Source organism: Alkalicoccobacillus porphyridii (genome assembly GCF_007293315.1).
Lineage (GTDB): Bacteria > Bacillota > Bacilli > Bacillales > Bacillaceae_D > Alkalicoccobacillus > Alkalicoccobacillus porphyridii.
Genome location: NZ_VLXZ01000006.1, coordinates 132567 through 157198 on the forward strand (window position 1 = coordinate 132567; position 24632 = coordinate 157198).

30 protein-coding genes are annotated in these 24632 nt (G+C 41.2%); all 30 read left to right on the forward strand.

Annotated elements, in window-relative coordinates:
* Entirely contained in the window at window positions 1-1374 is a 1374-nt protein-coding gene (locus FN960_RS11450; RefSeq protein WP_143848860.1) for a flagellar hook-length control protein FliK, read from the forward strand.
* 8 nt (window positions 1375-1382) lie between these two features.
* On the forward strand, window positions 1383-1856 hold the full coding sequence (gene flgD, locus FN960_RS11455; RefSeq protein WP_143848861.1) for a flagellar hook assembly protein FlgD: 474 nt from the start codon (window positions 1383-1385) through the stop codon (window positions 1854-1856).
* Window positions 1849-2214, forward strand: coding sequence for a TIGR02530 family flagellar biosynthesis protein (locus FN960_RS11460; protein WP_143848862.1), 366 nt, complete (start codon window positions 1849-1851; stop codon window positions 2212-2214). The genes flgD and FN960_RS11460 overlap by 8 nt, the downstream gene beginning before the upstream one ends.
* An 80-nt stretch (window positions 2215-2294) precedes the next feature.
* Window positions 2295-3092: a flagellar basal body rod protein FlgG gene (gene flgG, locus FN960_RS11465; protein WP_143848863.1), complete on the forward strand. Its 798-nt coding sequence runs from the start codon at window positions 2295-2297 to the stop codon at window positions 3090-3092.
* Between the two features lie 59 nt (window positions 3093-3151).
* Window positions 3152-3367 carry a flagellar FlbD family protein gene (locus FN960_RS11470; protein WP_143848864.1) on the forward strand — a complete coding sequence of 72 codons (216 nt, stop codon included), beginning with the start codon at window positions 3152-3154 and terminating at the stop codon, window positions 3365-3367.
* Window positions 3368-3799, forward strand: a complete 432-nt coding sequence (fliL, locus tag FN960_RS11475) for a flagellar basal body-associated protein FliL (RefSeq protein WP_143848865.1) — start codon at window positions 3368-3370, stop codon at window positions 3797-3799.
* Window positions 3800-3828: 29 nt separating this feature from the next.
* Window positions 3829-4815: a flagellar motor switch protein FliM gene (gene fliM, locus FN960_RS11480; RefSeq protein WP_143848866.1), complete on the forward strand. Its 987-nt coding sequence runs from the start codon at window positions 3829-3831 to the stop codon at window positions 4813-4815.
* Complete coding sequence (gene fliY / locus FN960_RS11485) at window positions 4812-5975, forward strand: flagellar motor switch phosphatase FliY (protein WP_143848867.1); 1164 nt, start codon at window positions 4812-4814, stop codon at window positions 5973-5975. Before fliM ends, fliY begins: the two co-directional genes overlap by 4 nt.
* A 21-nt stretch (window positions 5976-5996) precedes the next feature.
* A complete protein-coding gene (locus tag FN960_RS11490) occupies window positions 5997-6359 on the forward strand; it encodes a response regulator (RefSeq protein WP_143848868.1) in 363 nt (120 codons plus the stop codon).
* Window positions 6334-7041, forward strand: coding sequence for a flagellar biosynthetic protein FliO (gene fliO / locus FN960_RS11495; RefSeq protein WP_143848869.1), 708 nt, complete (start codon window positions 6334-6336; stop codon window positions 7039-7041). The genes FN960_RS11490 and fliO overlap by 26 nt, the downstream gene beginning before the upstream one ends.
* Window positions 7041-7745 (forward strand): flagellar type III secretion system pore protein FliP, encoded by a 705-nt coding sequence (fliP, locus tag FN960_RS11500; RefSeq protein ID WP_143848959.1) that lies wholly within the window; start codon window positions 7041-7043, stop codon window positions 7743-7745. Before fliO ends, fliP begins: the two co-directional genes overlap by 1 nt.
* Window positions 7746-7760: 15 nt before the next feature.
* Window positions 7761-8030, forward strand: a complete 270-nt coding sequence (gene fliQ / locus FN960_RS11505; protein WP_143848870.1) for a flagellar biosynthesis protein FliQ — start codon at window positions 7761-7763, stop codon at window positions 8028-8030.
* Window positions 8030-8806 (forward strand): flagellar biosynthetic protein FliR, encoded by a 777-nt coding sequence (gene fliR / locus FN960_RS11510; protein WP_143848871.1) that lies wholly within the window; start codon window positions 8030-8032, stop codon window positions 8804-8806. Before fliQ ends, fliR begins: the two co-directional genes overlap by 1 nt.
* Window positions 8799-9917, forward strand: coding sequence for a flagellar biosynthesis protein FlhB (gene flhB, locus FN960_RS11515; protein WP_306461614.1), 1119 nt, complete (start codon window positions 8799-8801; stop codon window positions 9915-9917). The genes fliR and flhB overlap by 8 nt, the downstream gene beginning before the upstream one ends.
* Window positions 9918-9938: 21 nt before the next feature.
* Window positions 9939-11984: a flagellar biosynthesis protein FlhA gene (flhA, locus tag FN960_RS11520; RefSeq protein ID WP_143848872.1), complete on the forward strand. Its 2046-nt coding sequence runs from the start codon at window positions 9939-9941 to the stop codon at window positions 11982-11984.
* Window positions 11981-13093: a flagellar biosynthesis protein FlhF gene (locus FN960_RS11525; RefSeq protein ID WP_143848873.1), complete on the forward strand. Its 1113-nt coding sequence runs from the start codon at window positions 11981-11983 to the stop codon at window positions 13091-13093. Before flhA ends, FN960_RS11525 begins: the two co-directional genes overlap by 4 nt.
* Window positions 13077-13949 (forward strand): MinD/ParA family protein, encoded by an 873-nt coding sequence (locus tag FN960_RS11530; RefSeq protein ID WP_143848874.1) that lies wholly within the window; start codon window positions 13077-13079, stop codon window positions 13947-13949. The genes FN960_RS11525 and FN960_RS11530 overlap by 17 nt, the downstream gene beginning before the upstream one ends.
* A gap of 35 nt (window positions 13950-13984) precedes the next feature.
* The gene (locus tag FN960_RS11535) at window positions 13985-15031 is read left to right on the forward strand and encodes a protein-glutamate methylesterase/protein-glutamine glutaminase (RefSeq protein WP_143848875.1); all 1047 of its coding nucleotides are present in this window, start codon (window positions 13985-13987) and stop codon (window positions 15029-15031) included.
* A gap of 14 nt (window positions 15032-15045) precedes the next feature.
* Window positions 15046-15684, forward strand: a complete 639-nt coding sequence (locus tag FN960_RS11540; RefSeq protein WP_143848876.1) for a chemotaxis protein CheC — start codon at window positions 15046-15048, stop codon at window positions 15682-15684.
* Complete coding sequence (locus FN960_RS11545; RefSeq protein WP_143848877.1) at window positions 15677-16162, forward strand: chemotaxis protein CheD; 486 nt, start codon at window positions 15677-15679, stop codon at window positions 16160-16162. Before FN960_RS11540 ends, FN960_RS11545 begins: the two co-directional genes overlap by 8 nt.
* Window positions 16163-16201: 39 nt before the next feature.
* Window positions 16202-16972 carry a FliA/WhiG family RNA polymerase sigma factor gene (locus tag FN960_RS11550; RefSeq protein WP_143848878.1) on the forward strand — a complete coding sequence of 257 codons (771 nt, stop codon included), beginning with the start codon at window positions 16202-16204 and terminating at the stop codon, window positions 16970-16972.
* A 720-nt stretch (window positions 16973-17692) separates the two neighbouring features.
* Window positions 17693-17992 (forward strand): hypothetical protein, encoded by a 300-nt coding sequence (locus FN960_RS11555; protein ID WP_143848879.1) that lies wholly within the window; start codon window positions 17693-17695, stop codon window positions 17990-17992.
* A 14-nt stretch (window positions 17993-18006) separates the two neighbouring features.
* On the forward strand, window positions 18007-18471 hold the full coding sequence (locus tag FN960_RS11560) for a DUF6115 domain-containing protein (protein WP_143848880.1): 465 nt from the start codon (window positions 18007-18009) through the stop codon (window positions 18469-18471).
* A 151-nt stretch (window positions 18472-18622) separates the two neighbouring features.
* Window positions 18623-19351, forward strand: a complete 729-nt coding sequence (gene rpsB, locus FN960_RS11565; RefSeq protein ID WP_143848881.1) for a 30S ribosomal protein S2 — start codon at window positions 18623-18625, stop codon at window positions 19349-19351.
* Between the two features lie 106 nt (window positions 19352-19457).
* Entirely contained in the window at window positions 19458-20342 is an 885-nt protein-coding gene (tsf, locus tag FN960_RS11570; protein ID WP_143848882.1) for a translation elongation factor Ts, read from the forward strand.
* A gap of 138 nt (window positions 20343-20480) precedes the next feature.
* Window positions 20481-21200 carry a UMP kinase gene (pyrH, locus tag FN960_RS11575; RefSeq protein WP_308419954.1) on the forward strand — a complete coding sequence of 240 codons (720 nt, stop codon included), beginning with the start codon at window positions 20481-20483 and terminating at the stop codon, window positions 21198-21200.
* Window positions 21200-21754 carry a ribosome recycling factor gene (frr, locus tag FN960_RS11580; RefSeq protein WP_143848884.1) on the forward strand — a complete coding sequence of 185 codons (555 nt, stop codon included), beginning with the start codon at window positions 21200-21202 and terminating at the stop codon, window positions 21752-21754. Before pyrH ends, frr begins: the two co-directional genes overlap by 1 nt.
* A 101-nt stretch (window positions 21755-21855) precedes the next feature.
* Window positions 21856-22623 (forward strand): undecaprenyl pyrophosphate synthase, encoded by a 768-nt coding sequence (uppS, locus tag FN960_RS11585; RefSeq protein WP_143848961.1) that lies wholly within the window; start codon window positions 21856-21858, stop codon window positions 22621-22623.
* Window positions 22624-22644: 21 nt separating this feature from the next.
* The gene (locus FN960_RS11590) at window positions 22645-23451 is read left to right on the forward strand and encodes a phosphatidate cytidylyltransferase (RefSeq protein WP_143848885.1); all 807 of its coding nucleotides are present in this window, start codon (window positions 22645-22647) and stop codon (window positions 23449-23451) included.
* Window positions 23452-23482: 31 nt separating this feature from the next.
* Window positions 23483-24628, forward strand: a complete 1146-nt coding sequence (gene dxr, locus FN960_RS11595) for a 1-deoxy-D-xylulose-5-phosphate reductoisomerase (RefSeq protein WP_143848886.1) — start codon at window positions 23483-23485, stop codon at window positions 24626-24628.
* Window positions 24629-24632: the final 4 nt, after the last annotated feature.

A 24632-nucleotide genomic window follows, 5' to 3' on the forward strand; every position in this document is an offset into this window, starting at 1 on the left:
GTGAATAGTTTCATTCATCCATTCATTCATCAAGGACCAAAACTGAATAATGTGCCTGAGTTTTCTCCTGCGGGACTATCCAATACACGTCCTGCTTCCACTGAGCAGGAGGGAACGCTTGACTTTGCAAGTTGGCTTGAGCAAATCGAGTCTGCATCCTTACAGCCAGAAGAAGAAGTGAAGGCGACACTTTTTGATTTATTTATGGGTGTGAATATAAAAGAACTGAAAGAGATGATGGACCCATTAATGGAAAGTGATCCAGAGATGCTTTCTGAGGAGTTTGATACAGACATTTTGGCGATACTTATTCTTCCGTTCATTCAGAATGTAACCGAACTAAAAGAATATGGATCCAAGCAGCCTCAGTCTTTGTTTCCTGATAGAGAGGAGACCATTCAACGACTAAGCGTTTTTCGTGAAAGACCAGCCATGATGACGATGGCATGGCAAGGTAATACGCAGGGTAAACCCGAATTAGCTTTAAGCTCAAATGAAGTTGTTTCGTCGGATGACCTCTTGACTCAAACGATAAGGGATGCGAATCGATTCGGGATAGATTTACACAAAAGAGCAGAATCGCTCGGGCTTCAAAAAGAAATCGATGAGCTCAATCAAAAGGTAGATAGGTTTCTAACAGGCGAATCTAGTGCTAAAGATTTAAAGTCCTTGATTCAAGTGTTAAAGAGAGAGTCAGTAGGGATTGAATATTTCCCGAATGAAACAATGGAAGAACTTGATTCTGTTAAAGGTCTTGAAAAACTGTTACAGCAGACAACGCTAAAGAATGGCAGTCAGACAATCCTAACAAGGGAGGCTCTGTTAGATTCAGATCAACCTCTCCAGAAACCAACTGAATCGCAGCCATCATTTGTGGTTAATCGTTTGTTTGACCCACTTAAGTCAACTAATACCGCTCAACCAGCTGAGAGCTCTGAGCCGGCGTTACGATCTGATGAACAACGTTTTGTTAAGCAGTTGCAGCGGATTTTCCATCAAGGTACGCTGACTCAACTAAAGGATGGTCAGGTTCAATTTACGTTAAAGCTTTTTCCTGAACACCTAGGAAAGCTGCAGATTCAATTTATTCAAACCGGTCAAAAGCTAGCAGCTCAAATTGTAGCTGAGTCAGCCATGACAAAGGATATAGTGGAGCGGAGCTTACCTCAATTAAGACAAGCCCTGAACCAACAAAATATTATCATTGAACAAATTGATGTGGAAGATACTCAGCAGCAAGGGGAGCAACAGCAAGATAAGCAGGAGTCCCAGCAAGAACACGCTCAACAGAATGAGAACGAGGACCAAAGCAACTCCTTAAGCTTCTCATTTAAGTCCTTGTTAGAAGGATTATTTACAAATGATGCAGAGTAGGTGAAAAGATGTCAGTAATTAATAGTGATTATTATATGCCTAACCCTCAAAACGCTACACGCAAAGGTGACACTTTAGGCAAGGACGACTTCTTGAGGCTACTGCTTATACAGCTTCAGAATCAAGATCCAAGTAATCCAGTAGATGACAGAGAATTTATCGCTCAGATGGCTACATTTTCTTCATTAGAGCAAATGACAAATATGAATAAAACGCTTGAAGGATTTGTTCAGTCTCAAGCCAATCAATCCTTGGTAAAGTACAGTGATCTTATTGGTAAAGAAGTGTCTTATCAAGTAGCGCGAGAGAATGATCAATCTACTGAAACCAGTTCAGCAACCGTCACTTCTGTGAAATATGATAAGAACCGACAGCTGCAAATTGGCTTAGAGGATGGAACGTGGATTTCAGAAGGTCAAATCGTTGGGGTGGCTAAAGCTAGTGAAAAGCAAGTAGAAGAACCGGATCAGAAGAATGATTAATCCTTCTACGTTTGTTCACGCAAACCCATCAGCATTTAAACCACGTCCGGCGTCGCCTTTGAAGACCGGTTTTAGCCAAGTGTTTGAACAAGAGCGGGGTCAGTTAAATATAAGCAAGCATGCAACAGAACGATTACGCTCAAGAGACATCCACCTTAATCAGTCTCAATGGAATCAAATTCAGGACAAGCTAGTGGAAGCAAGGAAAAAAGGGATAAAGGATGCACTGATTGTTACCAATAAGGCTGCCATCGTTGCCAGTACCGATAATCAAACCGTTATAACTGTCTTAAACCGACAGGAAGCCGCTAATCATATGTTTACGAATATTAATGGAACGATACTTATGGATATCTAATAATGAGGCTGGACCCATTTAGGGAGGCCATCGGCTGCTGAATGACTGAGGCAGTCAAATACAAATAGGAGCGATTATACATGATTAAGTCAATGTACTCTGGAATTTCTGGAATGAAAAATTTTCAAACCAAGCTTGATGTCATTGGAAATAACATCGCAAACGTTAACACATACGGCTTTAAAAAGAGTCGGGTAACCTTCCAGGATCTTGTGAGTCAACAGCTTTCTGGCGCAACAGCAGCTCAGGATCAAGGGCGTGGGGGCGTTAACTCTAAGCAAGTAGGAGCAGGTTCAACACTTGGTTCCATCGATACGATTCATGATGGGTATACAAGCCAATTTACTGGAAGAGGACTAGATCTTGCGATTGAAGGGGAAGGATTTTTCCGAGTAAATGATGGAACGGCAGATTATTATACACGCTCAGGAAATTTCTATTTAGATTCTAATGGTAATATCACAACCGCAGAAGGCTTTATCGTACATGGAATAGATGGGGGACCTATTAATATTCCAGATACGACACAAAGCTTCTCAATTGGGAAGGATGGAAATGTGAACCTCGTTACAGCAGAAGGAACAACACAAGTAGCAGGTACGATCGGGCTCGTTAAATTCTCGAACTCTGGTGGTCTATCTAAAGTAGGTGGAAATACATTCATTCCTACGGAAAACTCAGGTCTGCCAACAGCCATTGCAGCTCCAGGAGCTAATGGCACAGGCCAAATCAACGCGTCTTCTCTTGAAATGTCCAATGTGGATCTTTCAGAGGAATTTACTGAAATGATTGTAGCTCAAAGAGGATTTCAGTCAAATTCCAAAATTATCACAACATCAGATGAAATTTTACAAGAGCTTCTTAATCTTAAACGTTAATCATCAGCTAAATAGATAGGAGGCATGCAGACAGGCAGTGTCTGTCTGCTACATACAATATGATTCGATTACAGCGGTTAAACGGGCAGTATTTTCTCTTAAATGCTTTATTAATTGAACAAGTAGAATCCATTCCTGACACACGTATTACGTTAATAGGTGGAAAGAAAATCATTGTGAAAAATGATCTTGAGGATGTCTTTGATTTAATTAATCGCCGCTTTCAAGCTATAGGCATTCATGGGAGTGTGTTTAGCAAAAAAGGAGGGGAGTAAGTGTTTAAAAATAAAGTAGCCGTTATCCTACTTGTCATGTTTATGACTTTAGCCATAGCGGGTGGAGCGTTATTTATATCTTGGGATTACATCACTGCAGAGACGGATAGTTCAGCTGAACCGAGCATTGATGAAATCATTGAACGTTCCTACGATACAGAAGAAATGACGACCAATCTATTAAATGGAGGCTTTGTGCGCTCCAAATATAAAATTCAGCTTGATAGTAAAGAGGCATTACATGAACTTGAAAAAAGAGATTTTCAAGTGACAAATATTGTCTTAACAACTCTTTCGGGCAAAGAGGCTAAAGAATTAGCTGGACCCGAAGGCAAAACCCAGCTTGAAGAAGAGCTGAAGGAGCAAATCAATACGCTCATGCAAGAAGGCTCTGTACAAAAGGTTTATATGACCGAATGGGTTGTACAATAAGCAAGGCTATGAACTAAGAGGTGAAGCCAGTGGCAGATGTATTATCGCAAGGAGAGATTGACGCCCTCTTATCCGCTTTATCGACAGGCGAGATGAATGCAGAGGAGCTAATAAAAGAAGAGCACCAGAAGAAAGTCCGAGCTTATGATTTTAAGCGAGCGCTTCGGTTCTCTAAGGAACAAATTCGCAGTTTAACACGGATCCATGAAAACTTCTCGCGGTTGTTAACCACTTTCTTTTCTGCCCAGCTTCGTACGTTTGTACAAATACATGTTGCCTCGGTGGATCAGCTGCCTTATGAAGAGTTCATTAGTTCAATTCCTAAAATGACCATTTTGAATGTGTTTGAGCCTGTCCCATTAAATGGACGGATATTGATGGAAGTGAACCCTAACATCGCGTATGCGATGCTAGATCGTTTAATGGGCGGAAAGGGAACAAGTGTTAATAAGATTGATAACTTAACTGAAATTGAAACGAAAATTATGTCGGCTCTTTTTCAGCGCACACTTGGAAGCTTTACAGAAGCTTGGAGCTCTGTTGTAGAAATGGAGCCCCTATTGGATGACATCGAAGTCAATCCACAATTTCTGCAAATGGTCCCTCCTAATGAAACGGTGGTTGTTATTTCACTAGCTACCAATATAGCTGAAACATCAGGCATGATCACCATTTGTCTACCGCATATGGTGTTAGAGGAAATTCTTCCGAAGCTATCCAATCATTACTGGTTGCAGGAGAACAAAAAACAACGTAGTCCCGTCGAACAAAAACAATTAGAGAAGCAGGTTCGAGACACCTCTCTAGTAGTTCAAGCGGAATTGGGACGGTCTGAGATCACCATTCAGGAGTTTCTGCAATTAGGTGCGGGCGATGTCATTGAACTTCAGCAGTCGATTCATCAACCATTGGTGTTGACAGTGGGTGGAGAGTCAAAGTATTTAGCTCAGCCAGGAAAACAAAAAAGCAAAATGGCTGTCCAGGTTACAGACGTATTAGAGGAGGCAAATGAATGAGCGACGGTATGCTCTCTCAAGAAGAAATAAACGCGTTACTTAATGGAATTGGCACAGATGATGAAGACAGCAGCAATGAAACCAAAGAGAAAGAGCTAGAAGTGAGCGACTACCTGACAGAGATTGAAAAGGATACTCTGGGGGAAATCGGAAATATATCATTTGGTAGTTCGGCAACGGCCCTATCTTCCTTGTTGAATCAGAAGGTAGACATTACAACGCCGGAAGTAACCGTGGTTGAAAAAAGATATTTGGAACAAGAATTTCCGCGTCCGCATGTAGCCGTACAAGTTAATTATACAGAGGGCTTTGAAGGAACAAATCTTCTGATGATCAAAACTACGGATGCAGCCATCATTGCTGATCTAATGCTTGGTGGAGACGGAACAGATCCAATGGAAGACTTAACAGACATGCACATTAGTGCTGTACAAGAGGCGATGAATCAAATGATGGGGTCGGCTTCCACTTCGATGTCCACCTTATTTAATATGAAAATTGATATCTCTCCCCCTTCTGTTGATGTGATGGACATCAAAAAGGGAGAGAACACAGGGTATGTACCAAGCGAGGAGGTTTTAGTTAAAATCTCTTTTCAGCTACAGGTTGGTGATTTGATTGATTCAAGGATTATGCAAATTGTGACCGTAACGTTTGCCAAAGAGTTTGTCCAGAAATTAACCAACCCACCAGAGCAAGTGGAAGAGCAGACAGCATCTACTCCACAGGTAACGGTGAGTGAAGTCAGTCAAGCTCCACAACAAGTAGCTGCTGCACAAGCCTATAGTGCTCCGGTTCGCGAATCAAGTCAGCATGTGGGTGGTCACAGTCGAGTGAATTCTGATATACAGCCAGCTGCCTTTTCGAGCTTTGATCAGCCGCAACTATCAAGCGTACAATCTGGTAATTTAGATATGCTGCTTGATATTCCGTTAAATGTAAAGGTCGAGCTTGGAAGAACCACAAAATCAATACGCGATATTTTAGAATTTACACAGGGTTCAATTATTGAATTAGATAAATTAGCTGGAGAACCTGTAGATATTTTAGTCAATGAAAAATTAATTGCCAAAGGTGAAGTCGTTGTTATTGATGAGAACTTTGGTGTTCGAGTTACAGACATTGTTAGCCAGGCAGAACGAATTCGAAATTTAAATTAAGCTGAGAGGGTTGAATGGAAGATGGGACATAAGGTATTAATCGTAGATGATGCTGCATTTATGCGAATGATGATTAAGGATATTTTAACGAAGAATGGTTTTGAAGTGGTTGGGGAAGCGGCTGATGGAAATGAAGCTGTGACTCAATACAAGGAATTATCTCCTGATCTGGTGACTATGGATATTACCATGCCAGAAAAAGACGGCATTAGTGCACTAAAAGATATCAAACTTTTTGATCCAAATGCGAAGATCATTATGTGTTCTGCAATGGGACAACAAGCAATGGTCATAGATGCTATCCAAGCCGGAGCGAAGGATTTTATTGTTAAACCTTTCCAAGCTGAGCGTGTGATTGATGCTATTAATAAAACGCTATCTTAAATTTATACTTTTCATTGTGGTGCTTGGCAGTATCAGTTTGTCTCCTATCCTAAAAATGGAGGCAGCTGATTGCCAGTACGTGGATCGGGCACTTACACCTGAATGCCAGCAAGAGAATGGGGATACTCAAGAAGATGTAACGTTAGGGGACTCTTCCAATGAAGAAGATTCCGAAGTAGTATTTGCCTCTCAAGATAGCGGCTTTATGACGATTCTAAAATTAATTGGAGCATTAGCACTTATTATCGCCTTGTTATATGGGTTACTACGTTTCTTGAGTAAACGCACAAAATCATTTCAGCAATCTCAGCTTCTTGAAAATATGGGAGGTGTACCACTCGGACCCAATCGCTCCGTTCAATTAATAAAGGTCGGCGATCGAGTGTTAGTGGTAGGGGTAGGTGATTCCATTCAGCTGTTAACCGAGATTGATGCTGAGGATGAACGCAAGGCATTGCTAGATTTACAGCAGGAGCAAGCGAATCAGGTGGGTGCACCCGCTCAAAAAGCAGTGGAGTGGGCAACCTCGAAGCTAAAAGGTCAAAAGATTTCTGCAACAAAAGACATGCAGGGGCCAGATCAAAATCAAGCGTCATTCAAAGAGCTTTTCACAAAAAAGCTAGAAGATGCTTCTACCTCACAGGCAGAGCTTGAACAAGCCTTAAAGGAGCGTAAACCATGATGTTTGATCATCTGATTGTCTCTGTTGCTGGAATATTAAATGATATCGATTTGACTGAGCTTACTGGAAGTTCAGAGAGTGCCGCTACAACCATTCGACTTCTATTGTTGCTAACGGTTTTAACGCTTGCACCATCGATATTAATTATGATGACATGCTTTACTCGAATTATTATCGTTCTGTCCTTTGTAAGACAAGGACTTGCAACACAATCTATGCCACCTAACCAAGTGTTGATTGGTATTGCCTTATTTATTACTTTGTTTGTCATGGCGCCTGTAATAGGAGAGATGAACAACGAAGCTTTTCAACCGTTTGCCAATGGTGAAATCTCTCAACAGGAAGCATTTGAGAGAGCAGCTGTTCCAATAAAAGAGTTTATGTCTAGTCATACCCGTGAGAAGGATTTGGCTTTGTTTATGGGCTATGCCGGGCTTGAACAGCCTGAAACACTTGAAGATATTCCTTTAACGGCTTTAATTCCGGCGTTTGCCATCAGTGAGTTAAAAACAGCGTTTCAAATTGGTTTTTTAATCTTTGTCCCTTTTTTAGTCATTGATATGATTGTTGCTAGTGTGCTCATGTCTATGGGAATGATGATGTTACCACCGGTCATGATTGCATTACCATTTAAAATTTTATTATTCGTCTTAGTAGATGGTTGGTATTTAATCGTTCAATCTTTATTACTTAGTTTTCAATAACGGGAGGATCGTGTCATGAGTCAGGAATTTGTCATTAGCGTAGCTGGAAACAGCGTTTGGACAGTATTACTTGTTGCAGGTCCTCTTCTTGTTATTGCGTTAGTACTAGGGTTGTTAGTCAGTATTTTTCAGGCTACTACCCAAATACAGGAACAGACACTTGCTTTTATACCAAAGATTGTCGGCGTGTTACTTGCACTCATTATCTTTGGACCATGGATGCTTGGGCAGCTAACTAATTTTACGTATCAATTATATTCTAATTTATATCGGTTTATAGGATAATGACGCAATTATTATCGTTTTTACCAGCATTTCTATTAATCTTTATTCGAGTTAGCTCTTTTATGCTTGTATTGCCTCTTTATTCTCATCGGTCAGTTCCGATGGTTTTTAAACTAGGACTTTCAATAATGTTAGCTTGGATTATGGTATTGGCATTTGATATACCCGAATTGGTCTTTGACTGGTCCTATATTTTACTTGTCATAAAAGAAATTTCTGTGGGACTGGCTGTCGGGCTAGTAGCGATGATTCTTCTCTATGCAATTCAAGTGGCCGGCGGACTGATTGATTTCACTATGGGTTTTATGATTGCTAATGTCGTCGATCCACAAACGGGGGCTCAAAGCCCACTTACTGGAGGGTTTTTATATACCTTTGCGCTGTTGTTTTTACTTACAGTGAATGGCCATCACTTAATGCTTGATGGAATTTATTATAGTTATCAATACGTGCCTTTGGATCAACTTACCCTTCCTTTTGGTGATGAAAGAATCTTAAATCAGGCACTATCTATTTTTGCGCTGATGTTTGTTGTCGCTGTGCAGATTGCCTTTCCGATTGCCGGATGTTTATTTTTAGTAGATTTGGCGCTAGGTATGGTATCACGTACTGTTCCTCAGATGAATGTGTTTGTTGTCGGTATGCCTTTAAAGCTTCTGGTAGGTCTTTCGTTATTAATGGTGTATATGGGTGTCTTTATGATGATTGTCCGTAAATTATTTGATGAATTAATTCTTGCCATGCGAATGATGCTCCAATTGCTTGGGGGTGGGTAACATCGCTACGATAAAAATGAATTTGCAGTATTTTGCAGATGAGAAAACAGAAAAAGCGACACCGAAAAAAAGAAATGAAACACGAAAAAAAGGTCAGGTTCCTAAAAGTACAGACGTTAATACATCACTTATGATGCTTGTTGTTTTTCTCTTTCTTTGGATGTACGGCGGTCAAATGATTATTACGATGTTTGCGAACATGCAAAGAGAGATCTTTACTCATTATCTAGTAGCAGATGTCACCTCTGAATCAGCTGCCTCCTTGTTTCAATCCATTTCTTTTCAAGCGGTGCTAGCTGTATTACCTTTAATGGTTTTAGCGGCATTTGCAGGGAGCTTTGGTAGCTTCATTCAAGTAGGTGCAATGTTTTCAACCGAACCATTAAAAGCAAAGCTTAACAAGCTTGACCCAATTAAGGGCTTTAAGAGAATTTTCTCAGCAAGAGCTTTGGTAGAGCTAGCGAAATCAGTCTTAAAGATATCACTTGTTGGGACTACGGTCGTCATCATGATTTGGACCAACCTGGAAGAAGTTATGCTGCTTTCACAAAAGTCTGTTACGGATGCAATGAGTATGATCGGCTGGCTGACCATTATGATGGGTTTGGCTGTGGCTATTCTACTTATGGTCTTATCGATCCCAGATTATATTTACCAGCGTTATGATCATGAAAAACAAATTAGGATGTCTAAAAAAGATATCAAGGATGAGCACAAGAATATCGAAGGTGACCCAAGAATTAAGTCTAAACGAAAACAAAAGCAAATGGAGCTTGCTATGCAGAGAATGATGCAGGAAATTCCGAATGCCGATGTGGTTATTACGAATCCAACTCACTTTGCGATTGTTCTAAAGTATGACGAACAAAAAGCAGAAGCGCCATTTGTGGTGGCGAAAGGGATGGACTTTTCTGCCCAGCGAATCAAAAAACGAGCACAGGAGCACGGCATTCCAATGGTTGAAAATAAGCTGTTAGCGAGAGCCTTGTTTCACCAAACGGATATAGGACAGCAAGTGCCGCCTGACTTATTTAAAGCCGTGGCCGAGGTGCTCGCCTATGTATACCGATTAAAAGAGAGTCAATCAAACGAACTAAGGTCCAGAACATAAAGAAGGGGGGATGAGGTGCTTATGAAAATTAAAGATTTAATTGTGTTGTTTGGAGTCATTTTAATTATTGTTATGTTAATAATACCGCTTCCGCCTCCCATTCTCGATGTTCTTATAATCTTTAATATTTCGATGTCACTACTAATTATATTAGTAGCCATGAATACGTCAGACTCTCTGCAATTTTCTATTTTTCCAACCCTATTGTTACTTGTAACTCTTTTTCGCTTAGGGCTGAGTGTTTCGACTACACGGTCGATACTAGGGAATGCAGATGCAGGGAACGTCATTGACACCTTTGGAAACTTTGTTATTGGTGGAAATGCAATTGTTGGATTTGTGGTTTTTATTATCTTAGTTATTATACAATTTATCGTTATTACTAAAGGAGCCGAGAGGGTGTCCGAGGTTGGTGCCCGCTTTACACTCGATGCCATGCCAGGAAAGCAGATGAGCATCGATGCTGACCTTAATGCAGGCCTAATCTCTGATGCAGAAGCAAAGCAGCGGCGTGAAAAAATTGAGAAAGAAGCAGACTTTTACGGATCCATGGACGGGGCGAGTAAGTTTGTAAAAGGAGATGCGATAGCAAGTATTATCATCGTTGCTATCAATATGATTGTAGGCTTAATCATCGGCATGATGCAGATGGGTATGGATCTGAATACAGCAGTCACAACCTATACATTATTAACGGTTGGAGATGGACTTGTTACGCAAATTCCAGCCCTTCTTATTTCAACAGCCACTGGAATCATGGTAACAAAGGCTGCGTCTGAAGGAAGCTTAAGCGGCGACATTACAAAACAAATGTTTGCGTATCCGAAGCTATTATACGTAACGGCAGGAACGATCTTCTTACTAGGTGTTGCGACGCCAATAAGCAAAGTACTAACTTTTTCAATGGCGGGTCTGTTGGCCTTTGCAGGCTGGCAGCTTAATCAAATAAAAACGAAGAGCCAGGATGTGGAGCTTGCAATGGATGATGGAGAGGAGCCCGCATCCTCCGATGAAATACGCTCTCCGGAAAATGTCGTTAACTTATTACAAATTGATCCGATTGAGTTTGAGTTTGGATATGGGCTTATCCCCCTTGCAGACACCAATCAAGGAGGAGATTTGCTTGATCGAGTTGTGATGATTCGTAGACAAATGGCGTTAGAGCTTGGCATGATTGTGCCGGTTATTCGAATCCGTGACAATATTCAACTTCAAGCAAATGAATATGTGATCAAGATTAAAGGGAATGAAGTCGCAAAAGGTGATGTGTTATTAGATCATTATATGGCGATGAGCCCGGGATTTGAGGATGAAAGCATAGTTGGGATTGAAACAGTAGAACCAGCCTTTGGTTTAGCTGCACTTTGGATCGGCGAGGACATGAAGGAGAAAGCTGAGATGTCTGGCTATACGGTTGTTGATCCGCCATCCGTGGTTTCCACTCACTTAACAGAAATTATTAAACGACATGCTCATGAACTACTTGGTCGACAGGAAACGAGACAGCTAATTGATCATTTGAAAGAAACTTATCCAGTGTTAGTAGAAGAGACTACGCCTTCTCTCCTATCTATTGGAGACATTCAGCGGGTGCTAACGAATCTTTTGAAAGAGCATGTTTCGATTCGTAACTTGCCGATGATTTTTGAAACGTTAGCGGATTACGCGCAAATGACAAAGGATATGGATCTCTTAACTGAGTATGTGAGACAGTCGCTGTCGAGGCAAATCTCTACTCAGGTAGCAAATAAAAATGAACCTCTGTATGTAGTGACATTAAGTGCTTCCGCTGAGAAACGAGTAGCGGATGCTGTACAGCAAACAGAGCATGGCACATTTATGTCAATGGATCCGGCGCATTCGCAAAGTATTCTTGATTCTGCAGTGGAAGAAACAAATCGTTTGTCACAGATGGGTCAGTCACCGGTATTACTTTGCTCTCCGGCTGTTCGCATGTATGTTCGACAGCTTTTGGAGCGTTACTTACCAAGCGTACCGGTTCTTTCATACAACGAATTGGAAGCAGATATTGAAGTTCAAAGTGTTGGGGTGGTGAATGCTGAATGAAATTAAGAAAATTCCAAGCAAGTTCAATGCCAGAAGCTCTGAATCAAATTAGGATGGAGCTTGGAAGCGAGGCGGTTATCCTTCATACAAAGGAAATTGCAACGGGTGGTTGGTTTGGATTCTTCTCAAAAAAACAGCTGGAGGTGACGGCAGCTGTTGATCCCGCTGCAAAGTCCGCATACACTAAGTCCCCTCCAAAGTCACCTGCACTAAAAGCTGTCGAGCCGTTGCAAAACACGGCGCAACAAGACGTATCCGAAAAGCGAAAAGCGGATCATGTGCCAATAAGCGCAGACGATGCTCCAGATGCAGTTCGCCAGCTTGATCGTGAGTTTGAGAAGCAGGAGGTTAGCGTACAGCTTCGTACCGAATTAAGAGAGCAGCTATTTGGCTATTGGTATAGCTTACCAAAGGAAAAACGCTCAACTCTTGCATTGTATCAAGAGGCAAGAAGATGGCTTTCCTCTCAAATCAGAGAGGTTAAAATAGGAGATTCCATGTTCGAAAAGAAGTATATGATCTTTGCAGGTCCAACAGGTGTTGGCAAAACCACCACCATCGCAAAGCTCGCTGCTGAAGCTGCTTTACACCAAAAGAAACGAGTGGCCATTTTTACGACTGATACGTACCGAATTGCAGCGATTGACCAACTGAAAACATATGCTTCCATTTTGCAAATGCCTATTGAAGTCATTTATTCCTTAGAAGATTTTCATAAAGCGTCAGAAACCTACTCGGATTATGATCTCATTTTAATTGATACGGCAGGACGAAACTTTATTCATGACTTCTACTTACAGGAGCTACAAAAAACGATAGATCTATCCGATCAGGCAGCGTTATATGTGGTCTTATCATTGACTTCTAAGTATTCAGACATGAAGTCTGTATTACAACAATTTAAAAAGCTTCCTGTTAACCAAGTTATTTTTACAAAGAAAGATGAGACTTCGACGTATGGAGCGATGCTGAATGTCATGATTGATGATGGCTTGGGCATTGCCTATCTTACAAACGGACAGAATGTTCCGGACGATGTCATACATGTCAATGAAGACCTAGTGCTTTCTACTGTAATGGAAGGAATCACTCATGATGGATCAGGCTGAGAGCTTACGTAGAAGAATGAATCATACTCATCAAGCAAGGTTAATTGCTGTTGCAAGTGGTAAGGGCGGAGTTGGAAAGTCAAACCTTTGTGTCAACACAGCTCTATCGTTAGTGGAATTAGGCTATCGGACGATCATCCTTGATATGGATAGTGGGATGGGAAATGTAGATGTCATTATGGGTGTGAAACCTTCATATCACTTGATTGACATGCTTCAAAATCGACTTACCGTCTGGGATGTCATTGAAACTTCCTCTCTAGGAGTGTCATATATAGCCGGGGGATCCGGATTAGTTGAAATGGTTCAATTGACGGAACAAGATATAGCTTATTTTCAAGATCAATTACAAGGACTCACTCACCAATATGATTTTATTTTTCTAGACATGGGTGCCGGTGTAACAGAAGAAAGTTTACAGTTACTTGCTGCAGCAGACGATCTCTTATTAGTAACTACTCCTGAACCAACAGCATTAACAGATGCATATAGCTTATTAAAGCAGCTAACTAGATTACCAGATAAGCTACAGGTGTTTGCGATAGCAAACCAAACGGATTCAGAGCGAGAGGGACAAAGGACTCTTGAGAATCTCTCGAAGGTGGCTAAACAATTTCTTCATATAGATTTAGTAAAGCTTGGGCACATTCCCTTTGATCGTATGGTTTCCAAAGCTGTAAAAGCTCAAATTCCTTATTCAGCTTACGAAGGTCGTTCTAAAGCAGGCCTTGCTACCAAAAAACTGGTACAGACTTACCTTGCAGAGATTCAAGTTGAACCAAAAGTGATAGAGAAAGCTCCTTTTTTTCAGCGGCTTGGCCGTTGGATGTCCGGGTCGGCTTCAGGAACAAAGTGAAAGAATACTAAAGCATAGATAGGATGCTAAGAAACATGAAACAGATACGGGTATTAATTGTTGATGATTCTGCATTTATGCGTAAAGTGATGACAGACATATTACAGAAGGATCCATCCATTGAAGTGATTGGGATAGCCAGAAATGGAATGGATGCCGTAAAGAAAAATCAGCTCCTTCAACCAGATGTAATCACGCTAGATGTGGAAATGCCACTTTTAGATGGTCTAGGTGCGTTAAAGATCATTATGGAAGAGAGACCATGTCCAGTCGTGATGGTAAGCAGTCTAACAAAGGCTGGTGCCCATACGACGATGCTAGCAATGGAACAAGGTGCTGTTGATTTTGTAGCGAAAACAAATGGCCCTATTTCTCTAGATTTAGAAACCATAGCTGAAGAGCTAAGGGAAAAGGTAAAGCTTGCAGCAGGAGCAACAGTGATGCTTCCGGCTGAACCAGCTAAGAAGGTTTCGTTACCAACATTTATAAAAAGCGTGGAAATGCCACTCTCTCGCAAGTTAGTTGCCATTGGTGTATCTACAGGTGGACCTAAAGCATTAAAGGAGGTTCTTCAGGAGCTTCCTGCTAATTTCCCATCACCTATTGTTATCGTACAGCACATGCCAAAAGGATTCACAAAATCATTGGCGGATCGGCTGGATACATTATCGGCAATTAGTGTAAAAGAGGCTGAAGATAATGAGGTCATAAAAAAAGGAACGGCATATATTGCGCCTGGTGGAAAACATCTAAACGTTGTAGATCAAAACGGTGAATGGGTCTGCAAGTTAGGCGAGGAAGATCCAGTTAACGGTCATCGTCCTTCTGTCAATGTTCTGCTTGAATCCATAGCTACTCTTCACTCCGTCTCACTACTTGCCGTTATTATGACGGGCATGGGTTCAGATGGATCAAAGGGATTGGAACGATTAAAGGAAAAGAAAGTAAGCTTTAAAGCAATAGCACAATCAGAAGAATCATGTGTAGTATTCGGCATGCCGAAAATGGCCATTCGCACAAATTACGTTAATGAAGTAGTGCATTTAAAAGATATAGCAAGTCGTATACTATCCAGCTACTAAAAGGAGGTCCTCTGATGGAAGGCTATCGACGTATTCATTCCACACATTTAGACGTTCTAAAAGAGATTGGTAATATTGGTGCAGGTCATGCGGCGACCTCACTTTCTGCTTTACTCGGAAAAACAGTAGAGATGAGTGTGCCTGAAGCAGCGATTGTTCCTTTCCAAGAGCTTCCTGATCGTATGGGTGGCAGTGAGAATGAGATTGCTGCCATTTATGCAAGAGTGGATGGCCATACGCCTGGCAGTGTATATTTCTTTGCCAATGTATGTGAGTCCGAACGGTTTATCCAAAGCTTAACTGGCAAAGAGAGTGTGCAAATGGGAATGGCCAAGCAGAGTGACCTGGAGTATTCAGCCTATTTGGAGGCGGGGAATATTGTGATTGGTTCCTATTTAACCTCTTTTGCAGACTTAACGGGATTACAAGTTAGCTGTGGTGTACCAGATTTATCAGTCGATATGGCTGGCGCAATTATTAGTCATGGCTTAAGTAGACTGGTTAGCCAAGGGGATGCCGCCATAGTGATTGATACACATATGAAAATTGAAGGATGGTCAATAAGTCGTAACTTTGGAAGTATCTTGCTATTGTTTGACCCCGAAGCGTTTGAGACCTTGTTTCGTTCATTGGGAGTTCAGGTCGATGAATGAAACGATTACAGTGGGTATGGCGGAAATTGCTTGCTCTAATTTGTATAAGCCGTTACGGACTTCTGGCTTAGGATCTTGCGTAGGGGTCATCATTTATCAGGAAAGAAGTAACTTTGCTGGTATGGCTCATATTATGCTTCCCTATTCTTCTATCTCATCAAAAAAAGATCATAAGATTGGGAAGTTTGCAGATGTTGCTATTCCGACATTGACAGATCAGCTTGTTCATAAAGGAGCCTCCTTATCCCTTTTAAAAGCTAAAATCGCAGGGGGCGCACAAATGTTCGCTTCGTCTGGTAATGAGATGATGCGAGTAGGCGAAAGAAATGTAGAAGCGGTAAAAAAAATTCTTAAAGAACAAAACATTCCACTCGTAGCAGAAGATACAGGGGGAACAAATGGTAGAACAATCACCTTTGATCCAACAACACATGTTTTAACCATCCGGACAGTCCACCTGGGAACCTCGGTTATTTAACCGAACAAAATTCGTGAGTATGATATGGAGGTGCAGTACATGCCAAACGTAAAAGTAAAAGAAGAAGAAGAAAAGATCTGGCAGGCCTGGTTTACGGAAAGAAATAAAGAGGCGTGTGATCAACTGGTTCGGCTATACTTGCCATTGGTACAGTTTCATGTTCAGCGGATCTCGGTAGGGCTGCCCGGCAGCGTGCGTAAGGATGAACTTACGAGCCACGGGTTATATGGACTACTAGATGCGCTTGAGAAGTTTGATCCTCATCGTGATCTTAAATTTGATACCTATGCTTCGTTTAGAGTAAGGGGAGCAATTATAGACGGCTTACGTAAAGAAGATTGGCTGTCTAGATCGATGAGGGAGAAAATAAAGAGAGTAGAAGCAGCGTCCGAACAATTGGAGCAGCAAAACGGTCGTTATGTATCCAGTGCTGAGGTTGCTGAATTCTTACATATGGATGAGGCAGATGTGGCTCAGATTATGGCGGAGCAATTTGTAGCCAATGTTCTTTCTATAGATGAACCGGCACAAGAGGCGGAGAGGCAGGAATCATTCGCTGCAACTATTGAAGATAAGCAAACCAAAACGCCTGAAACCTCACTTGTAGAAATGGCAACTAAAGCAGAGCTAGCAGAAGTGATTTCTGGTTTAACAGAAAAAGAACAGCTCGTTATCAGTCTCTTTTATTATGAAGAGTTAACCTTAACGGAAATTGGGCATATTCTTGAACTCTCCACCTCAAGAATTTCCCAAATACATTCAAAAGCTTTATTTAAGCTTAAGCAAGTAATGGAAAAGCAGTTTCATTAATCATATTAACTGTATCTTCAGTTTTGTTGACTTTATAGCTGGTGTTATTTTAATACCTTACTATTATATAAATACGAATTTCAATACCTATCTAAACAAGCGGACGAAATGAAGGCCACTAAAAAAGTCATCTAGAACTAGCTCATGTGCACCGCTACAGGAGAAACCTACGCTTTCCACAGGAACGGCCTCAGCCCTTGAAGTGGAAGTGCACCACTTCAATGTCTTCAGACTCGTTCTGTTCCGTAGGAGTCTTCGGTTTCTCCTTCCGCTCATGTTCATGATTAGACAAATGAGTAGTTTGCCAAGAATAAAACCCGTTACCAAGAGGAATTTATGAAGTCCTTATTATTGTGTAAACGCTGATGCTAGCACCCATCTAATCAAGCGGACGAAAATGGAGGACTGACACCTGCGGGATGTGAAGGTTCAATGAGATAAATCGACGGAGTCGGGTTGGCTCATTACCTTGCCTCGGATAAATGCCCCCATTTTCGGGAGCGTCAGCCGAAGGAGCAACACAATAGTCTTACTCTATCTCTCCAAATCGATGTCATATACACATAGGCACGGACTCTATCCAAAATAATTTAGACTTTAACTCTTTGGACGTACCATACATTACATGTAATATGCGATAAATTGCGATACATGTGATTAAGTCTTACTCTTACATTCTATAATGTTATAATTGAAGCCTGTGGCACTAGGAGGAGAACGATGAGTCTAAGACCTATTGAAGCACTTGGTTCATTATCTAATTCTATTAAAGGAAGTAAAATGCAATCACAGCTGCAACATCGTGTTCACATGAACGAGGCGATGCAAGCGGAAGCGCAGCGTTTAGCAGATACTAGGAATAGAAGAAAGAGTCAGAAAGCCAATTTAGACCATCCAACACGTTTTCAATCCAAGCATAAAGAACAGCAGCATTCCGGTAATCAAGAGAAAAAGAAACAACCATTCCCTCATGCGCCTCGTGAACGGGATAAAGGAACATTTATTGATTACTCAACCTAGAAGGAGGTCGTAAAATGGCCATAGCTTTTAGTCTTCTAAGCTTATGTTTAGCAGGCTTTCTCTATATGCGGATGCAAGCGGCTGAACAACAAGTAAATAAGCTTGAACAACGTTTACAAGAGAGCGACCATACTAGAGAGCAATTAGAACAATCATTACTAGCCTTTGCTGATGAAATGAAGGAGAGTAATGAACGTGTATTAAAACATGTATCAAACGGAGAGCATCAACGTACAGAAGATATTCAACCCTCTGTTGAAGAAAGAAAAAAGGAATCATTGCATAATGAGATTGAAACTGAATACACGCCCCCACTACCAGAAAATGAAGTGGAGACTGTTACGTACGAACAATCTCCACAAGCTAAAATTATCACGTTACATAATCAAGGGCTCAGTTCTGTAGAAATTGCCAAACAATTAAATATGGGAAAAGGCGAAGTAGAGCTGTTCATCAAATTTCAACAATCATCGAAGTAATGGTTGCAATGATACGCGGGATATGGTATATTAATCCACGGTGTTTATTACACACGCCTCTGATTTTAGTGAGGGTGCTGACTAGTCAGTGTCACTAAAAGTTGATGAGAGCGGAGGAAGACAAAAACCAATATAAGAGGAGGTGTTTGATGTGGCAGTTATCTCCATGAAACAGCTACTTGAGGCGGGTGTACACTTTGGTCACCAAACTCGTCGCTGGAACCCGAAAATGGATCGCTACATCTTCACAGAAAGAAACGGTATTTACATTATTGACCTTCAAAAGACGGTCAAAAAGGTTGAGCAAGCGTACAACTTTGTTCGCGATCTTGCTGCTGACGGAGGGAAAATCCTTTTTGTTGGTACAAAGAAACAAGCTCAAGACTCTGTAAGAGACGAAGCTGAACGTTGCGGTATGTACTTCATTAACCAACGCTGGCTTGGTGGAACGCTTACAAACTTTGAAACCATTCAAAAGCGTATTAAGCGTCTTAAGAACCTTGAAAAAATGGAACAGGACGGAACATTTGATGTTCTTCCGAAAAAAGAAGTTATCCTTCTAAACAAAGAAAAAGATCGTCTTGAAAAATTCTTAGGCGGTATTAAAGATATGAAAGGCGTTCCTGATGCCTTATTTGTTATCGACCCTCGTAAAGAACGTATTGCGATTGCTGAAGCTCACAAGCTGAACATTCCAATCGTTGCGATTGTTGATACAAACTGTGATCCAGACGAGATTGATTATGTTATCCCTGGTAACGATGATGCAATCCGTGCAGTTAAACTTCTTACTGGTAAAATGGCTGACGCTGTAATTGAAGCAACAGCTCATGAAGAGCAAGAAGAAGTAGAAGTTGAAGAAGAAACAACAACAGCTTAATGACGTGATTAAAAAGGGTCGTAAGGGGGAAGCCCTTTACGGCTCTTTTTGTTACGGTTTGAAGTGAACATAATGTGATGGACAATTATGAAGGAGGCGTATACACATGGCAGTAACAGCAAGCATGGTAAAAGAATTACGTGAAAAAACAGGCGCGGGAATGATGGATTGTAAGAAAGCATTAACAGAAACTGGCGGGGACATGGAAAAAGCCATTGATTTCCTTCGTGAAAAAGGCATCGCTAGTGCTGCGAAAAAAGCAGATCGTGTAGCAGCAGAAGGTCTTGCAGCAGTTGTAACAGATGGTAACAAAGCGGCAATCGTTGAAGTTAACTCTGAGACAGACTTCGTTGCTAAAAACGAAGGCTTCCAAACGCTTGTTAAAGAGCTTGCTGAGCATCTACTAGCTAAATCACCAGCATCTGTTGAAGAAGCTCTTGAGCAACCATTTAAAGATGGTGGACAAAGCGTACAAGAATTCATTAATTCATCTATTGCAAAAATCGGAGAAAAGCTTTCTCTTCGTCGTTTTGCAGTTGTGGAAAAAGAAGATGGCGATGTATTTGGTGGCTATCTTCACCAAGGTGGACGCATTGGTGTTTTGACTGTACTTGGTAACTCTTCTGATGAAGATCTTGCTAGAGATGTATCAATGCATGTCGCGGCGATTCGTCCAACTTATGTATCTCGTGATGAAGTTGCAGCTGACGAAGTGAATCGTGAGCGTGAGGTTCTTAAACAACAAGCACTTAACGAAGGTAAACCAGAAAACATTGTAGAGAAAATGGTCGAAGGTCGCCTAAGCAAATACTTCGAGCAAGTTTGTCTACTTGATCAGCCATTCGTTAAAGATGGCGATCAAAAGGTTGGTAAATTCCTTCAAGCTAAAGGAGCAACAGCTAAGTCATTTGTTCGTTTCGAAGTAGGAGAAGGTATCGAGAAGCGCGAAGATAACTTTGCTGAAGAAGTTATGTCACAAGTGAAAAAATAATATATGATAAAGGGGACACCTTAGTGTCCCTTTTTTCAGAATGTTGATCTTTGCAAACGGAGTTAAGTATCTCAGACGAAATGATATAATTGACTCAATAAATTAAATAGACTTCGCGTAAAGTTGATGGAGGTAACAATGAACAAATATAATCGAGTCGTGCTTAAGTTAAGTGGGGAAGCTCTTGCGGGAGATCTTGGCTATGGAATTGATCCAATTGTTATTCAATCAGTAGCGAGACAGGTAAAAGAAATTGTAGAATTAGATGTGGAGGTCGCTATCGTCGTTGGCGGTGGAAACATCTGGCGTGGAATGGCAGGCAGTGCTAAGGGCATGGACCGTGCAACAGCAGACTACATGGGGATGCTGGCAACCGTTATGAACTCACTTGCATTACAGGACAGCCTTGAAGACATCGAGGTGCAATCTCGCGTCCAGACATCGATTGAAATGCGTCAAGTCGCAGAGCCTTATATTAGAAGAAAAGCGATTCGTCACCTTGAAAAGAAACGTGTAGTGATATTTGCGGCAGGTACTGGGAACCCTTATTTCTCAACTGATACAACAGCAGCTTTACGCGCAGCTGAAATTGAAGCAGAAGTTATTTTGATGGCTAAGAATAAAGTTGATGGTGTCTACAGTGCAGATCCATCAGTAGATGAAAATGCAGTCAAATACACTGAAATTACATATATGGACGTACTTAAGGAAGGCCTTGCTGTCATGGATTCCACAGCTTCCTCCTTATGCATGGACAATAATATTCCATTAGTGGTATTCTCAATTTTGGAAGAAGGTAACATTAAACGAGCTGTACTGAAAGAAGAGATTGGAACCATTGTGAGGGGGGCAAACTAATGTCAGATGTAAACCAGCAAGCTCAGGAACGAATGACAAAAGCGATTGAATCATTGCGCAGAGAATTAGCTAAGCTTCGTGCAGGACGGGCTAACCCGGCAATGCTTGATCGTGTAACGGTTGAGTATTACGGAGCACTAACACCTCTTAATCAGCTTGCCACGATTTCCGTGCCAGAAGCAAGATTGTTAGTGATTCAGCCTTTTGACAAGTCATCTATTTCAGATGTTGAACGTGCCATTCAAAAAGCGGATTTAGGCCTTACGCCGTCAAACGATGGACAGCTTATTCGAATTGCGATTCCAGCTTTAACAGAAGAGCGTCGTAAAGAATTAGTGAAGGTTGTCAAAAAAACCGCTGAAGAAACAAAAGTGGCAATTCGCAACATTCGACGTGACGCAAATGACGATCTGAAAAAGCAGCAAAAGGATGGAGAATTAACCGAGGATGATTTACGCTCGGCTACAGACGACATTCAAAAGCTTACGGATCAGTATATTGTTAACACTGATAAAGAGGCAGAACAAAAAGAACAAGAAATTATGGAAGTATAAGCGATTTCCATGTAAAATGAATCAAGAATAAGACCCTCTATTTTAAGGGGGTTTTTTATTCTTATGATTTACGTATTGTACGATAGATGGAGGGCGCAATGATGCTTGAGAAATTTACGAAATGGAAAGCAAACTTAGCTGCAACAGATCTATCTGATCAAGCAGAGGAAGGGCAGCTTCCACAGCATGTCGCCATAATAATGGACGGAAACGGCAGATGGGCCAAGCAAAAAGGATTACCCCGAATAGCCGGACATAGAGAAGGAATGAAGACCGTTACAAGTACGGTACGCATAGCAAGTAATATAGGGATTGAAGTATTAACATTATATGCGTTCTCAACTGAAAATTGGAAGCGACCAAAAAAAGAAGTGGATTACCTGCTTCGTCTTCCGGAACGATTCCTTAATGCAGAGTTACCGCAGCTAATTGAGAATAATGTACAGGTACGGTTAATGGGTACGACGGAAGACTTGCCAAGCTATACACTAAGTGCCGTAGAGAAAGCCATTGAGGATACTAAGCATAATACAGGAATGATTCTTAACTTTGCCTTAAACTATGGAAGTCGATTTGAGCTAGTTGAGGCAGTGAAGCTTATCGGTAAGCAGGTAGAACGTGGTGAGTTAAGCGCCGACATGATTAGTGAGCAGCATATCCATGAGCAATTAATGACCTCACAGCTTAAAGATCCTGATTTATTAATTCGAACAAGTGGAGAGATTCGCTTAAGCAACTTCATGCTTTGGCAGCTTGCCTATAGTGAATTCTGGTTTACTGACGTCTTATGGCCGGATTTTAAAGAACAGGATTTCATGGAGGCCATTGCAGTTTATCAGAAAAGAAAGCGCCGATTTGGCGGGGTTTAGGCTTAAGGGGGCTCATTTAGTATGAAGCAACGTATTATTACAGGTATAGGGTTTGGAGTTGTTATGATTACGATGATTGCTTTGGGAGGTACATTTTTCAGCTTAGCTGTAAGTGTAGTAGCATCCATAGCAATGATTGAATTATTAAGAATGAAAAAAATGCGGGCTTTTTCCTTAACTGGTATAACAGCGCTTCTTTCCATGTGGATTTTACTCGTTCCACAAAATTGGTTTGAAGCGATTTTCCCTTACGCATTTACAAAGGTTGAACTGTTTATCTTCTTTATCCTTATCATGCTAATGTTAACAGTTTTAACTAAAAACACGTTTACGTTTGATGAGGTTGGGTTTGTTGTGCTATCGTCCGTTTATGTCGGATTTGGTTTCCATTATTTAATGCTTACGCGTGATATTGCAGAAATAGGCATGGTGCTTGTATTTTTTGTGATTCTGCTTATTTGGACTACAGACTCTGCAGCCTATTTTGTTGGACGAGCTATTGGTAAACATAAATTGTGGCCAGATATCAGTCCAAATAAAACGATTGAAGGATCATTAGGCGGAGTTGTGTTTGCCATCATAGTCGGTACGGTGCTTTATCTACTACTTCCCGACCTATCTACATACATATCTTTCTCAACAGCTCTCGTCATCATGCTGGTTGCGTCCGTTTTTGGCCAAATTGGTGACTTAGTTGAATCTGCTTTGAAGCGGCATTACGCAGTGAAGGATTCAGGTAATGTGTTGCCTGGTCATGGTGGGATTTTAGATCGGTTTGATAGTCTTATCTTTGTGATGCCTATCCTTCATTTAATTCAATTAATCTAAGTCATTTAGGTACGTAGGGAGAGTGAGATGTTTGAAATACATTAGTTTATTAGGGTCAACCGGGTCTATTGGGACGCAGACTCTTGATGTCATTAGAACCAATCCAGATTTCTTTAGGCTTACTGCTTTGTCCTGTGGGACAAATATAGAACTTGCGATTCAGCAAATTCAAGAGTTTCAGCCCGCTTTAGTAAGTGTGCAACGAGAAGAAGATGTTGATTTAATAAAAAAAGAAGTACCAGCTTCCGTCACGGTTATCTCTGGGGAAGACGGGTTGATGGAGGTTGCGTGCCATCAAGATGCTGATATACTTGTGAATGCTGTAATTGGAAGCGTAGGATTAAAGCCAACTCTCGCAGCAATCAAGGCTGGAAGAGATATTGCTATTGCTAACAAAGAAACGCTAGTAACTGCTGGTCATATTGTGACCACCGAAGCGAATAAGCATGGAGTATCCCTTATTCCTGTAGATAGTGAGCACTCAGCCATTTTTCAAGCGTTGAATGGGGAAGATCCAAAAACAATTGAACGGCTTATTGTTACGGCATCAGGTGGCAGCTTTAGAGACCAGACTAGAGATGAACTTCACGGCGTTACCGTTGAGCAAGCATTAGCGCATCCTAACTGGTCCATGGGTGCTAAGATTACAATAGATTCTGCAACCATGATGAACAAAGGCCTCGAGGTCATTGAAGCTCATTGGCTGTTTGGAATCCCTTATGATCAAATTGATGTCTTAATGCACAGAGAGAGTATTATACATTCTATGATAGAATTTGTAGATAAGAGTGTTATGGCTCAACTTGGTACAGCAGATATGCGTGTTCCGATCCAATATGCATTAACTTATCCGAATCGACTTGCACGAGAGAAGGGTGAGAGGTTAAACTTGTGGGAAATGGAGAAACTGCATTTTAATAAGTTGGACATGGATCGCTACCGTTGTATGAAATTTGCCTATGAGGCAGGACGTAGTGCTGGAACTATGCCAACCGTGCTGAATGCGGCAAATGAAGCTGCAGTCGCTGCTTTTTTAAATCAACAAATTTCATTTTTAGAGATTGAAGACCTCATTGAGCATTCGTTGAACAGGCATGAACGTATACATAGTCCAAGCCTTGAAGAAATCATTCATGCTGATGAGGAAACGAGACAGTTTGTTCAATCTAAATTGTAGCAAG

Excerpts from the sequence above, each read along its gene's own strand:
- flgD (WP_143848861.1), top strand. The coding sequence starts at position 1,383 with ATGTCAGTAATTAATAGTGATTATTATATGCCTAACCCTCAAAACGCT.
- FN960_RS11460 (WP_143848862.1), top strand. The coding sequence starts at position 1,849 with ATGATTAATCCTTCTACGTTTGTTCACGCAAACCCATCAGCATTTAAA.
- flgG (WP_143848863.1), top strand. The coding sequence starts at position 2,295 with ATGATTAAGTCAATGTACTCTGGAATTTCTGGAATGAAAAATTTTCAA.
- FN960_RS11470 (WP_143848864.1), top strand. The coding sequence starts at position 3,152 with ATGATTCGATTACAGCGGTTAAACGGGCAGTATTTTCTCTTAAATGCT.
- fliY (WP_143848867.1), top strand. The coding sequence starts at position 4,812 with ATGAGCGACGGTATGCTCTCTCAAGAAGAAATAAACGCGTTACTTAAT.
- FN960_RS11490 (WP_143848868.1), top strand. The coding sequence starts at position 5,997 with ATGGGACATAAGGTATTAATCGTAGATGATGCTGCATTTATGCGAATG.
- fliO (WP_143848869.1), top strand. The coding sequence starts at position 6,334 with ATGCTATTAATAAAACGCTATCTTAAATTTATACTTTTCATTGTGGTG.
- fliP (WP_143848959.1), top strand. The coding sequence starts at position 7,041 with ATGTTTGATCATCTGATTGTCTCTGTTGCTGGAATATTAAATGATATC.
- fliQ (WP_143848870.1), top strand. The coding sequence starts at position 7,761 with ATGAGTCAGGAATTTGTCATTAGCGTAGCTGGAAACAGCGTTTGGACA.
- fliR (WP_143848871.1), top strand. The coding sequence starts at position 8,030 with ATGACGCAATTATTATCGTTTTTACCAGCATTTCTATTAATCTTTATT.
- flhA (WP_143848872.1), top strand. The coding sequence starts at position 9,939 with ATGAAAATTAAAGATTTAATTGTGTTGTTTGGAGTCATTTTAATTATT.
- FN960_RS11525 (WP_143848873.1), top strand. The coding sequence starts at position 11,981 with ATGAAATTAAGAAAATTCCAAGCAAGTTCAATGCCAGAAGCTCTGAAT.
- FN960_RS11530 (WP_143848874.1), top strand. The coding sequence starts at position 13,077 with ATGATGGATCAGGCTGAGAGCTTACGTAGAAGAATGAATCATACTCAT.
- FN960_RS11535 (WP_143848875.1), top strand. The coding sequence starts at position 13,985 with ATGAAACAGATACGGGTATTAATTGTTGATGATTCTGCATTTATGCGT.
- FN960_RS11540 (WP_143848876.1), top strand. The coding sequence starts at position 15,046 with ATGGAAGGCTATCGACGTATTCATTCCACACATTTAGACGTTCTAAAA.
- FN960_RS11545 (WP_143848877.1), top strand. The coding sequence starts at position 15,677 with ATGAATGAAACGATTACAGTGGGTATGGCGGAAATTGCTTGCTCTAAT.
- FN960_RS11550 (WP_143848878.1), top strand. The coding sequence starts at position 16,202 with ATGCCAAACGTAAAAGTAAAAGAAGAAGAAGAAAAGATCTGGCAGGCC.
- FN960_RS11555 (WP_143848879.1), top strand. The coding sequence starts at position 17,693 with ATGAGTCTAAGACCTATTGAAGCACTTGGTTCATTATCTAATTCTATT.
- FN960_RS11560 (WP_143848880.1), top strand. The coding sequence starts at position 18,007 with ATGGCCATAGCTTTTAGTCTTCTAAGCTTATGTTTAGCAGGCTTTCTC.
- tsf (WP_143848882.1), top strand. The coding sequence starts at position 19,458 with ATGGCAGTAACAGCAAGCATGGTAAAAGAATTACGTGAAAAAACAGGC.
- pyrH (WP_308419954.1), top strand. The coding sequence starts at position 20,481 with ATGAACAAATATAATCGAGTCGTGCTTAAGTTAAGTGGGGAAGCTCTT.
- frr (WP_143848884.1), top strand. The coding sequence starts at position 21,200 with ATGTCAGATGTAAACCAGCAAGCTCAGGAACGAATGACAAAAGCGATT.
- uppS (WP_143848961.1), top strand. The coding sequence starts at position 21,856 with ATGCTTGAGAAATTTACGAAATGGAAAGCAAACTTAGCTGCAACAGAT.
- FN960_RS11590 (WP_143848885.1), top strand. The coding sequence starts at position 22,645 with ATGAAGCAACGTATTATTACAGGTATAGGGTTTGGAGTTGTTATGATT.